The organism is Flavobacterium glycines, assembly GCF_900100165.1.
GTDB lineage: Bacteria > Bacteroidota > Bacteroidia > Flavobacteriales > Flavobacteriaceae > Flavobacterium > Flavobacterium glycines.
Genome location: NZ_FNEO01000002.1, coordinates 56,265 through 69,178, shown reverse-complemented (window position 1 = coordinate 69,178; position 12,914 = coordinate 56,265). Strand labels below are relative to the sequence as shown.

At 36.4% G+C, this 12,914-nt stretch carries 9 protein-coding genes; 6 read left to right on the top strand and 3 right to left on the bottom strand.

Going from position 1 to position 12,914, the window contains the following annotated elements; translation table 11 throughout:
• Positions 1-11: 11 nt before the first annotated feature.
• From BLR17_RS08870 to BLR17_RS08845, 6 genes are all read left to right on the top strand, one after another.
• A complete protein-coding gene (locus tag BLR17_RS08870) occupies positions 12-1,613 on the top strand; it encodes a hypothetical protein (protein ID WP_066329877.1) in 1,602 nt (533 codons plus the stop codon).
• Positions 1,614-1,917: 304 nt separating this feature from the next.
• The gene (locus tag BLR17_RS08865; protein ID WP_066329878.1) at positions 1,918-3,834 is read left to right on the top strand and encodes a glycoside hydrolase family 127 protein; all 1,917 of its coding nucleotides are present in this window, start codon (positions 1,918-1,920) and stop codon (positions 3,832-3,834) included.
• A gap of 22 nt (positions 3,835-3,856) precedes the next feature.
• The gene (locus BLR17_RS08860) at positions 3,857-5,098 is read left to right on the top strand and encodes a glycoside hydrolase family 88 protein (protein ID WP_066329880.1); all 1,242 of its coding nucleotides are present in this window, start codon (positions 3,857-3,859) and stop codon (positions 5,096-5,098) included.
• A 38-nt stretch (positions 5,099-5,136) separates the two neighbouring features.
• Positions 5,137-6,516: a sugar porter family MFS transporter gene (locus BLR17_RS08855; protein ID WP_066329881.1), complete on the top strand. Its 1,380-nt coding sequence runs from the start codon at positions 5,137-5,139 to the stop codon at positions 6,514-6,516.
• Positions 6,503-7,285, top strand: coding sequence for a gluconate 5-dehydrogenase (locus tag BLR17_RS08850; RefSeq protein ID WP_066329883.1), 783 nt, complete (start codon positions 6,503-6,505; stop codon positions 7,283-7,285). The genes BLR17_RS08855 and BLR17_RS08850 overlap by 14 nt, the downstream gene beginning before the upstream one ends.
• Positions 7,286-7,328: 43 nt before the next feature.
• A complete protein-coding gene (locus BLR17_RS08845; RefSeq protein WP_174544394.1) occupies positions 7,329-7,844 on the top strand; it encodes a cupin domain-containing protein in 516 nt (171 codons plus the stop codon).
• A 109-nt stretch (positions 7,845-7,953) separates the two neighbouring features.
• On the opposite strand, the gene BLR17_RS08840 is transcribed toward BLR17_RS08845, so the two are convergent.
• From BLR17_RS08840 to BLR17_RS08830, 3 genes are read right to left on the bottom strand one after another with little or no spacing between them, the layout of a single operon-like run.
• Positions 7,954-8,982, bottom strand: coding sequence for an NAD(P)/FAD-dependent oxidoreductase (locus tag BLR17_RS08840; RefSeq protein ID WP_066329885.1), 1,029 nt, complete (start codon positions 8,980-8,982; stop codon positions 7,954-7,956).
• A 54-nt stretch (positions 8,983-9,036) separates the two neighbouring features.
• A complete protein-coding gene (locus tag BLR17_RS08835) occupies positions 9,037-9,840 on the bottom strand; it encodes an SDR family oxidoreductase (protein WP_066329886.1) in 804 nt (267 codons plus the stop codon).
• Positions 9,841-9,860: 20 nt separating this feature from the next.
• The gene (locus BLR17_RS08830) at positions 9,861-12,911 is read right to left on the bottom strand and encodes an efflux RND transporter permease subunit (protein WP_066329889.1); all 3,051 of its coding nucleotides are present in this window, start codon (positions 12,909-12,911) and stop codon (positions 9,861-9,863) included.
• Positions 12,912-12,914: the final 3 nt, after the last annotated feature.

Genomic DNA, 12,914 nt, shown 5'->3' with positions numbered 1-12,914 from the left:
TCGTTATGAAGATGAAAAAAATAAATTACATATTGTTGCTTTTAAGTCTTTTAAGCTTCAGCGGATATAGTCAGGTATGGCAATGGAGTGCTCCGGTAAAAGGAATGATTTCTGACGAAACCAAACAGCATCCACAAGCGTATTTGTGGATTCCCGAAAATTGTAAACAAGTAAAAGGAATCATCTTTGGTCAGCACAATATGATTGAAGAAGGGATGCTGGAGCATGCCTATTTTAGAAAAGTAATGACTGAATTGGGTTTTGCCGAAGTTTGGGTCACACCAGTGGTGAGCTGGATGTATGATACGACAAAAGGAGAGGATAAGATTATCTCAGAAATGTTTCAGGAATTGGCTAATGTTTCAGGCTATCAGGAATTAGCTTATGCTCCAATTGTCCCTATAGGACATTCTGCTATGGCCAGTTTTCCCTGGAATTTTGCTGCTTTTAATCCGGAACGTACCTTAACCTTAGTTTCAATTCATGGCGATGCCCCGCAAACAAATCTGACAGGAAACGGAAAACCGAATCCAAATTGGGGGGATCGAAACATAGACGGAATCCCTTCTTTGTTTATAATGGGAGAATACGAATGGTGGGACGCACGTATTCAACCAGCATATAAATATATTGCAAAACATCCTCAAAGTATTATTACGCTATTTGCTGATGCAGGACATGGTCATTTTGATTATTCAGATGCTATGGTCAAGTATGTTGCGAATTATATTCGCGAAGCAGCTAAAAGGAGATTGCCAAATAAGTTGGCTTCAAATGATTTCGTAAAGCTGAAAACAGTAAAACCGGCATCTGGCTGGTTGATGGACAAATGGAGACAGGATTCTATTCCGCAATCGAAAACTGCTTCATTTACCACTTTTAAAGGCGACCGAAAAACCGCTTCTTGGGTATTTGATAAAAAAATGGCAAAAAATACGGAACATTTTTATGCGCAATCCAGAGGCAAGAAAATGCAATACATTGGTTTAATGCAAGACGGAGAAACAGTTCAGCCAGATAAAACCCATGCCAATTATGCTTTAAAGTTTAAGCCTTTACAAGATGGTATTTCTTTTACTTTAAAAACTTTTTTTGCAGATAGTTTAAGGTTAAAATCGGTTTTTGATTTTGCAAAAACACCACTTTTAATTGACCGTATTTGTGGTCCCGTAAAGAAAGTTAATGATTCTACATTCCAAATTAGATTTGATAAACTCGGCTTTAATAATAGTAAACGAAGTAATGATATTTGGCTTTTGGCACACAATGAAGGGGATGCCATTTATAAAAGTGCCATACAGCAGTTGCATTTGCGATTTCCAATTAAAAATCAAGATGGTACACCACAACAGATTGATTTTGCACCGATAGATGATGTTAAAATTGGAATAAAAAAAATAGCATTAAATGCAAAATCAAGTGCGGGGACAAAAGTAAATTATTATGTAAAAGAGGGGCCGGTTTATGTAGAAGGTAATGTACTGCATTTTACTAAAATTCCACCTCGAACCCATTTCCCAATCAAAGTAACAGTAGTAGCCTGGCAATATGGAATGGTAGGTCAAATGCAATCTGCAGAGCCTGTTGAACGATGTTTTTGGATTAGGAAATAGTTCGCTCCAGCGTATAAAAAAAGAGAAGCAGTTAAGCAGTAAAGTTTAGCTGCTTTTTTTATGATGGTGTGGGGTGAATGGATAAATGGCTGTATTTGCTGGATTTTATAGAGTATAAGAACTATAATTTATAGTAATTGAATTATAATTTATCGCTTAAAATTATTTTTCTGGCTAACATTGGATATTCTTAGCAGGGATGTTTTTTTCTGATCAAAAAGAGTAAAGATATTGTGAAAGAACTTTTGTGAAGAAGAGTTTTTTACATAAAAGAGAATGGATTTTAATATAAAAAGAGAATTGAATGATTAAGTATTTAATCTTAGTAGCAGGCATGTCAATTAGTATGTATGGGCAATCTCATTATCCGGGACAGCATCCGGGGAAATTGAAATTGGATGATACCAAAAATGTAAAAGTTTTAGGATTTGATCTTCATGATGTGAAGTTATTGGACAGCCCGTTTAAGGATAATATGGTGCGTGAAAGTAAGTGGATTATGGATATCGATGCTAATAGATTATTGCATAGTTTTAGAACTAATGCAGGGGCATTTAGTAGTCAGGAAGGTGGTTATTTTACGATGAATAAATTAGGTGGTTGGGAATCGCTGGATTGTGATTTAAGAGGTCACAGTACGGGGCATATCCTTTCAGGTTTAGCTTTATTATATGCTGCTACGGGAGAGAAAATGTACAAAGTTAAAGCGGATAGTTTGGTTACGGGCTTGGTTGAGGTTCAAAAAATATTGAATCAAAAAGGCTATCTGAGTGCATTTCCACAAAATTTAATAGACCGCGCCATTGCAGGAAAAAGTGTTTGGGCACCTTGGTACACCCAACACAAACTTTTTTCAGGTTTAATCGACCAATATCTGTATTGTGACAGTACGTCGGCATTAGAAATTGCTAAGGGAATGGCTGATTGGGCTTACGAAAAGTTAAAGCCTTTGACTAATGAAGAGCGTAAAAGAATGCTTAGAAATGAGTTTGGGGGAATGAATGATTCTTTTTATGCTTTATATGAAATTACAGGAGAAAGCAAATATAAATTTCTTGCCGAATTTTTTTATCACGAAGAGGCGTTGAATCCGTTAATGGATAAGGTTGATAATCTCAATAAAAAACATGCTAATACTTATATTCCTAAGTTAATAGGACTCTCTCGTGATTATGAATTAGAAGGAGGGACAAAAAATCGTGAAATCCCTGAGTTTTTCTGGAATACTGTTGTCGATCATCACACATTTGTTACGGGTAGTAATAGTGATAAGGAGAAATTTTTTGAACCGGATCATCTTTCAGAGCATTTGAGTGGTTATACAGGTGAGTCTTGTAATGTGTACAATATGTTAAAACTAACCCGTCATTTGTACGGCTATAATCCGCAAATAAAATATGTTGATTATTATGAAAAAGCACTTTACAATCACATTTTGGGGCAGCAGGATCCAAAAACAGGTATGGTAGCTTATTTTCTACCGATGAAACCCGGTGCACACAAGGTTTACAGTACGCCTGAAAATTCATTTTGGTGTTGTGTGGGAAGTGGTTTTGAAAATCAGGCAAAATATGGGGAGTTTATTTATTACCATGATAAAGGGCTTTATGTAAATCTTTTTATTCCGTCCGAATTGAATTGGAAAGAAAAAGGAATCACCGTAAAACAGGAAACTAGTTTTCCAAATGTAGGAAGTACCAAACTGACCCTTAGTACTCCTAATCCAGTGAGCATGCCAATTCATATTCGATATCCGTCATGGGCAATTAGTGCCGAAGTGAAAGTAAACGGAAAAAAACAGATGGTTAAAACCAAACCAGGAACTTATATTGTGTTAGAGCGTAAATGGATGGATGGAGATACAATTGAAGTTTCGTTTGGGATGCAGATAAAAGTAGTGCCAACAGTTGATAATCCTAATATAGCGGCAATAACTTACGGACCTGTAGTATTGGCAGGAAAAATGGGAACGGAGGCTATGGCTGAACCCGCACCTTATAGCAATCCAAAGTTGTATAATGATTATTACACTTACGATTATAAGGTTCCAAATAGTCTTTCGAATAAGCTGCCGTTTTCGGCAAAAAAACTTGAAAATAATATTTTGAAGGATAAAGAGATGGGCCTTGAATTTAAAATAAAAGGAACAGAGAATATTTTGAGTCCAATTTATAATATACATGGAGAAAGGTATATCATCTATTGGAATTTGACAAAATAATAAAGATTTAGCGGTATATATTATGAATTTAAAAAAACAAATTGTAGGCTCCCTTTTTGCAACTTTAATGCTGGTGAGTTGTGGAAGTACTATTACAAATAACAAATCAGATAAAGGATTTGATGTAGATGCACAATTAACTTATTGTGTAAAACAATCTTCAGATGCTTTAAAATTAATACCCAATGATGGAACGATTCCCAGGAATATTGCCCCTGATAGTAAACAATGGAAATTTGTAGATTACAAAGATTGGACCAGTGGTTTTTGGCCTGGTGAACTTTGGTATTTATATGAATCTACAGGAGATCAAAAATGGGAAACAGCGGCTGATAAATTTACCAATTATTTAGCACCACTTTCGGTTACTCCGGCTCTGGATCACGATTTAGGTTTTCAGGTTTTTACTAGCTATGGTAATGGGTATCGTTTAACTAAAAATCCGGAGTATAAAAAGGTAATTTTAAAAACAGCCGATACATTGGCAACACTTTTTAATCCCAAAGTAGGAACCATTTTGTCCTGGCCAAGAGAAGTGCCTAATATGGAATGGCCACAGCATAATACGATTATGGACAACATGATTAATTTGGAATTGTTGTTTTGGGCTTCTAAAAATGGAGGAAGTAAAAAGTTATACGATATGGCTGTTAGTCATGCTACAGTTACGATGAACAATCATTTCCGACCAGACTATACTTCATATCACGCAGTAGTGTATGATAAGGAGACGGGTAAGAAAATAAAAGCGGTTACCCATCAGGGCTATAGCGACAGTAGTATGTGGGCTCGTGGGCAGTCCTGGGCAATTTATGGTTATACGATGGTTTACAGGGAAACTAAAGATCCTAAATTTCTTGATTTCGCTCATAAAGTAACCCGCGTATATTTAGACCGTTTGCCAAAAGATTTGATTCCTTATTGGGATTTTGATGATCCAACAATTCCTAAGGCTCCTCGGGATGCCTCGGCAGCTGCGGTAGTAGCTTCAGCACTCTTAGAATTATCAACCTATACTCAGGATGCTGTTTTAGCCAAAGAATATTTTGATAAAGCAGAAGCGATGCTCAAAGAGTTGTCAGAACATTATCAAAGCAGAGATAAAAATACTGCATTATTGTTACATTCTACAGGACATAAACCGGCTGGTTCTGAAATTGATTATTCAATTATATATGCCGATTATTATTATGTAGAAGCCTTATTAAGGTATAAAAAAATGAAAGCTGGTAATGCTCCATTATTGACATATAGCTTTGACTAAAAAAATAAATTATAACCAATCAAAAAAATAAAATTATAATGAAAAATAAAAAAATAGTATACTGGTCTATTGTAGTAGCTTTGGCCGGATTTTTATTCGGTTTTGATACTGTGGTGATTTCGGGAGCAGATAAACAGTTACAGCAATTATGGGGCTCTTCTGATTTGTATCATGGATTAGTAGTGATGTCTTCGGCACTTTGGGGTACCGTAATTGGGGCTATTTTTGGAGCTATTCCCACTAATAGTTTGGGCAGAAAGAAAACATTGGTATTAATAGGTGTTTTATTTTTCCTTTCGGCTGTTGGAACTGCTTTAACAAATGATTCTATAGTTTTTTCTATTTTCCGATTTTTAGGAGGATTAGGTATTGGAGCTTCAACAATTGCCGCACCAACTTACGTTTCAGAGATTGCTCCTGCAAAAGACAGAGGTAAACTGGTGGCTTTGTATCAGTTTAATATCGTATTTGGAATCTTAATTGCTTTTCTTTCTAATTATTTATTGCAGGATATAGGGGAGAATTCCTGGCGTTGGATGTTAGGAGTACAATCGGCTCCCGCTTTAATCTATACTTTATTGGTTTTTGGAATTCCGGAAAGCCCACGTTGGATTTATGAATATACGAAAGATAAGGAAAAAGCAATTGAGATATTACGTTTGGTAAATACAGATGAAGAAGTAGCTGAGGAAATGGCTGCTATGGAGAATGAAAATCAAAATGAAGTATTGGATGAATCTATTTTTATGAAAAAATACAGAAAGCCATTGCTACTGGCTTTCTTTATAGCCTTATTTAATCAATTTTCAGGTATTAATGCTTTCCTGTATTATGCGCCACGTATTTTTGAATTGGCCGGTTTGGAAAAATCAGCTTCCTTTTTCAGTAGTATTGGGATTGGAATTGTTAATTTGATTTTTACCCTAATTGGAATTTCCTTGATTGATAAGTATGGTAGAAAAACATTAATGTATTTAGGTTCGGTAGGCTATGTTGTTTCTTTAGGATTAGTAACATTGGCTTTTTATTTTGAATGGAAAGGTATGACTGTCCCGGTGTTTTTCTTTTTATTTATCGCTTCTCATGCAGTAGGCCAGGGTTCTGTAATTTGGGTATTTATTTCCGAATTATTCCCTAACAAACTCAGAGCAGCCGGAACTTCTTTTGGTACTTCAGTTCATTGGGTATTAGCGGCCTTGATTCCGTCGTTTATTCCGTTTTTATTCAAAGAAATTGGAGCTACAACCGTCTTCAGTATTTTTTGCTTGATGATGGTTTGGCAATTGTTTTGGGTTTTCTTTAAAATGCCTGAAACCAAAGGAAGAACTCTGGAAGAATTATCAGAAAGTCTTTCGACAGAAAGTCAATTAAATAGTAACCAAAATAATTTTAAAGTAAAACAAAATGAATTTATTTAACCTTGAAGGTAAGACAGCGTTAATAACAGGAGGGATTCACGGATTAGGGATGGCAATGGCTGAAGGATTGGCCAAAGCCGGTGCTGAATTAATTATTACTAATAATGTTCAGGAGCCTTTGGATGTGGCGATTGAGCAATATAAAAAATCAGGTTTTAAGGCTACCGGTTATGTTTTTGATGTAACTGATGAAGTGGAAGCTGAAAAACAAGTAGCTGCTATAGAAGCTAATCATGGTAAAATTGATATTTTGGTTAACAATGCCGGAATTATTATGCGCGTTTTAGCGATTGATATGCAGGTAGCTGATTTTCGTAAAGTGATAGATGTGGATTTAGTGGGACCTTTTATCATGTCTAAGTTGGTAGCCAAAGGAATGATTGCACGCCAATCAGGAAAAATTATCAATATCTGTTCAATGATGAGTGAATTAGGTCGTGATAATGTAAGTGCTTATGCTTCTGCCAAAGGAGGATTGAAAATGCTTACTCGAAATTTAGCGACCGAATGGGCAAAACACAATATTCAGGTAAATGCTATAGGACCAGGTTATTTCGCTACTTCACAAACAGCTCCAATTCGTGTGGATGGTCATCCGTTTAATGATTTTATTATTAGCAGAACTCCGGCAGGACGATGGGGAGATCCGGAAGATTTAGCCGGAACAGCTGTTTTCCTGGCTTCCGATGCCAGTAATTTTGTGAATGGTCAGGTGATTTATGTAGACGGAGGGATTTTGGCTACTATTGGTAAACCTGCTAATGAGTAATTAATTGAATTACGACAAAAAATAATATTTTAAAATAATAGAAATGAATTTGAATACTTCTAATCTGATTGATAAAAAAGTCATTTTTGAACAAATTGAAGCAGAATTAAAAAAAGAAAATTTTACTGTTGTCAAGAAAGATGAAACAAGACCCTGGGGTGGTTTTTTCGTAATTGACGAAGATCAGGCAGCTGTTTTTGCAGCTAAATATTTTCCGCATCTTGAGATGGATATAATTAAAATTACTAATAAGTTAAGTCCTAAAATTTTGGTAGTTGCACCGAATAAGCGTTTGTCCTGGCAATATCATTTCCGAAGAGCAGAAATTTGGAAAATTGTAGCAGGAATTGTGGGTGTAAAAACAAGTCCAACAGACGAAGAAGGAGAAATTCAACAACTTACACCTGAGGATTTTATCCAAATGGATAAAGGAGAACGTCATCGTTTAATAGGATTGGATTCATGGGGAATAGTTGCTGAAATTTGGCAACATACTGATTCTGAAAACCCATCTGATGAAGAGGATATTGTTAGATTACAGGATGATTTTGGGAGGTAAAAATAACCGTCCCATTCAACCATTTGGTGAATGGGACGGACTTTTTGAAATTGGTTTTCCAATAAAACTCTGAAGTAACTGAAGCCTTTTGTTTTCCATTTATTTTCTATTATTTTTCCAAAAATTCTTCTTCTGTCATTGCGTTATTTATTGCTACTCCTGCAATACTCCCTGCTGATACAGCATATGGTACAGAACGTAGAGGATTGGTATTGTCTCCGCAAGCAAATATATTATCCACTGTTGTTTTCTGTAACGCATCTATTTTAACAAGTCCTTGTTCGGTCAATTCACAACCCAATAATTCGGGGATTTTGCAGTGTTGTTCAAAAGGAGGTCTTGAATAGATAGCTTTTAATTCAAAAGTTGAATTGTCTGCAAATATTATTTCTTCAACAACTCCGTCTTTGTGTTTTAATGAGGTGATTTCCTTTTCAACTATTGAAATATTGTGTCGTTTGATTTCATCGGTTTGTTCTGCGGTCAATTCCGATTTTCCATTGGTAAATATCGTTAAATCCTTTGTCCAGTTACGAATGAGTCGAGCCAGATGAAATGCACCGTATCCATTTGCAAAAATCCCTGTTTTTTGATTTTTCACTTCATATCCGTGGCAATAGGGACAATGAAGTACTGAAATTCCCCAACATTCAGAAAATCCATCAATGTTTAGCATTATGTCTTTTAAGCCTGTTGCAAAAACGAGTTTTTTAGCTGAAAATAGTTGCCCTGATTGGGTTGAAATCTCAAACCCTTTATCGGTTTTCTTTCCATTAACGGCAAGGTCAGTTAAGAATTTTACGGTGTCGTATTGCAACACTTGTTTTTTTGCCTTTTCCGCAATAACGCCTGGTTTTTCTCCGTCTTGCGTAATGAAGTTATGCGAATGAGGGGTTTGTCGGTTACAAGGCAAACCGCTGTCAATTACCAGAACATTTCTTAATGCTCGTCCCAAAGACATTGCTGCCGAAAGTCCTGCATAGCTTCCGCCAACTATGATTACGTCAAAATTTTTGTTATCTGTCATTTCGTTAAATTTTAAAAATGTTGTTAATGGAAAAGGTAAAGCTAAAGCTGATAAAATAAGTCCTCCTTGTTTAATTAATTCTCTCCTTGATATTTTTTTCGTTTCAGTCATTTGTTTTTTAAAGGAGCGCAAATGAATTTAAAGGGCAGATTAAATTTAGTTATTTTATTTTGCAGTTTTTACACTTTTATGTATTGCACCTTCAAACATAGAATAGGCATAATTATTAAGAAATAAAACCATTCCAGCCATTTTCCCTACAATGTTTCGGAACCTTGGATTTTTGGCGTTTATCACTTTGATAATTTTGCTCACTATTATTGATGGATCGTCTCCATCTGCCAAACCATTTTTGATATACTTATTCACCTGCAGTTTATAGTTCCTGTAGTCTGTTATATTTCCATCAATAGAAATCATATTCGTGCCAATATTTGTTTTTGCCCACATAGGTTGTACCATACTAACCTTGATATTAAATTGACTTACCTCAAATCGTAATGATTTAAAGAAGCCTTCCAAGGCGTGTTTGGATGCAGCATAAATTGGGTGCATAGGTAACGATATAAGTCCCATCATTGAGCTAACTGTAATAATCTGACCAAACTTTTGTTTTCTGAAATAAGGCAATATGGCTTTTGTTACATTTACCGTTCCCCAAAAGTTAGTTTCAAATTGAAGTTTTCCTGCCTCTGTTGAAGTTTCCTCTGCTAATCCAGTGAGCATATAACCTGCATTATTAACCAAAATATCTAATTGATCTATAGTTTCAAAAAGTTGCTTGGTAAATTCTTTTATGGAATTCTCATTCGTAATATCCAAAGTCAAAACTTTAAAGGAAACTGTGGCTTGTAGTTTTTCTGCATTTCTACTAGTACCAATTACATTGTGTCCTTCTGTGTGCAACTTGTTTGCTAACATCAATCCAAAACCTGATGATGCTCCTGTTATTAAAATTGTTTTTTTCATTTTATCAATTTAAATTGTTGTTAATTATTTTCTATGCTTGGCGGAATCAATTTATACATTACCGGAGTAACGATTCTTGCCAGGATGGTAGAGCTTATCAACCCACCAATTAATACAATCGCCAACGGAGATATTTGAGGATTGGGATTCACCGCTAGCGGAATCAAACCGCAGATTGCCGTAATGGATGTCAGCACTACAGGGAGAAAACGGGTTTCACCGGCAATGGCAATGGCTTCGTCAATGGATTTTCCTTCTTGTCGCAATTGATTGGTGAAGTCAACCAAAAGAAGGGAGTTTTTCACCTGAATTCCGGACAGTCCAATGAAACCGATAATCGATACCAATGACATTGGATTTCCTGTCGCCAATAAAAACAACACACCACCAAGAACGCCTAATGGAATGATAGACAGTACGATGATAATTCCCTTAAACGTTTTAAATTGCAGCAATAAAACGGCAATGAATAAAAAGGCGCTCAATATGATTACCGAAAGAAAATTGCCTCCCAACGCATCGCCTTCGGATTCTTTTTCTCCCGAAAGTTTGTAATAATAGCCTTTAGGCATTTTTAGTTTATCCAATTTAGGAACAATATCTACCAACAGGTCATTCGCTAAATAACCATCTTTTGTCATCGCACTGACTTTTGAAAAGGGTGATTTGTTAAAGTGGTTGATGGCTGTGGGTGCGGTTTCAAAAGTGATGCTCGCAATTTGATTCAACGCAATCGGGGTTCCTTGAATGTTATTTACGTACAAACTTTTTAATGCGCCCAATTTGGAAAACTTGTCTCTTGGGAGTGTAATGGTCACGTTTCTTGCATCGCCACGGTCATCAATGTAATCGCCAACGGTTAGTCCTGCCACCGCAAGTCGGATCACTTTATCTACCTCGCTTGTTAGTACGCCCAATGTTCTTGCTTTTTCTTTATCGATTTTTACTTTAACATCGGTTTTATACGTATTCAACTCGTTGTTGATATAAACTGTGCCTTCTTGATTTCGTAAAATAGTTTCTACTTGAGAAGATAGTTTGCGTAAAACCGCTTGGTCTTCGCCAAATAATCGCACGACGATATTAGCTTCCAATGGTGGTCCTTGTTCAAAATCCTTTACCTCCACTTTGGCATAAGGCATTGTTTTGAACTTGTTACGCAATTTTTGTATCAAAATAGTTTTTTCGGAAGGTTTTGCTTCCTCATCTAACTGAACAAAAATTTGAGCAAAATCAGATTTTCTGTCCTGTGGATGAACGTTGTAATAAATCTGCGGGTTTCCGTGTCCCACATTTGAAGTGAAATACGCTATTTCTTTATGGTTTTTCAATTCTGCTTCCACCAACTTTGTCACTCGGTCACTTTCGGTAATATTCGCCTGAAGTGGCATTTTTATGTTGATAAGAAACATAGGTTTTTCAGAAGTTGGAAACAATTTGAATCCGGTTACCGAAAACAATCCAAAAGCAATTACACTTAAAAATACTGAAATGGCAATCGTAGTTTTTGGGAATTTCAATGCTTTTGGCATAATATCCCTGTAAGCTCTAGTAAGAAACTTTTGCAAATACTGAAGAAAAATATTCCCTTCACCGTGCTCGTGCGTTTTTAAAAATCGGCTTCCCAAAAACGGAACCAAGGTCAACGCGACAATCATAGAAGCCAAAACACTCGTGATAACCGCCATAGGCAGACTTCGGATGAATTCGCCTGCCATATCCGGAAGAAAAGCCAATGGCAAAAAAGCAATTACCAAAGTAGTGGTAGTACCTACAACAGCGATTCCTATTTGTTTAGTTCCTTTTAAAACAGCATCCATTTTGGAATGCCCTTCTCGTAGCCAACGCTCAATGTTTTCGACTACCACAATACTGTCATCTACCAGTAATCCTAAAGCGACAACCAAGCCAACAATACTCAATTGGTTTAAGGAATACCCTAAAGCATTCATTGCAATTAATCCCAACGCCAATGATAAAGGTATGGAAATCATAACAATAAGTGAGGCTCTTCCGCCTAATGGCACCAACGTAATGACAACCAAAAGAATGGCCAATGCAAAGTCAAAGCCTAAATGTCCCAAACGTTTTGACACCATATCGGCTTGGTCAAAATTCTTGACTAGTTTGATGTTAGCAGGTAAGTCTTTGGAGAATTCCTCCACAATTGGTAAATATTGCTTTTGCACATCGCTTATGTTTACGTTGTCCTTCATTCCGGCGGTGACCAAAACGCATCGGTGTCCGTTGATTCTTGCAATGTGGTTTACCACTTCCGATTTGTAGCTCACTTCGGCTACGTCTTTCATATAGATGATTTTTCCGTTGGCATTGTAAACGACAGTATTGGCAACATCATCGGCATTTTTGAATTTTCCGCTCGTTTTTACATTGAATACTTTAGTGTCCAAATCGATACTTCCGCCGGGAATATCGGCCGCTTCACTTTGCAAACTTCCCATTACTACATTTAATGGAATTTTTAGTTGTGCCAATTTTTCCAAATTCAAATCCACGCGGATCTCCTGTTCCGGAATTCCGCTGTATTTTACGTCCTTGAGATTGGTTATTTTTTCAATCTTTGCCTTTAGTTCATCAGCTTCATCGCGTAGTTTTTTGTCAGAAGCATTTTCAGAAACCAAAGCAACCTGAAGAATTTTTACATCCGAAGAAGAATTTTTTTCTGTTTTAATCTGATAAATATCTTTGGGCAATTCACTGTTTTTAAGAGCATTCATTTCGGTAGAGATTTCCTGATATTTATTGTCAACATCCACTCCGTATTTGAATTTTACCTGAAAAGCGGCTACGCCATCTTCTACAGTGGTGAGTATTTTTTCGATATTTTCCAATCCGTAAATCTTGTTTTCGATAGGTTTTACGACTTGTTCCTCCATATCTTTCGGACTCGTTCCGGGATAAATAACGGTGATCAAATATTGTGGCGGATGCGTCGAAGGATCTTCTGCTCGTGGCATTGTGAATAAGGTAAGCACCCCAACCACAGCGACTAACAGCGACAGAATCAGTGTGAACTGAAAATTCTTAACGGAAAAATTTGTTATTTGCATAGC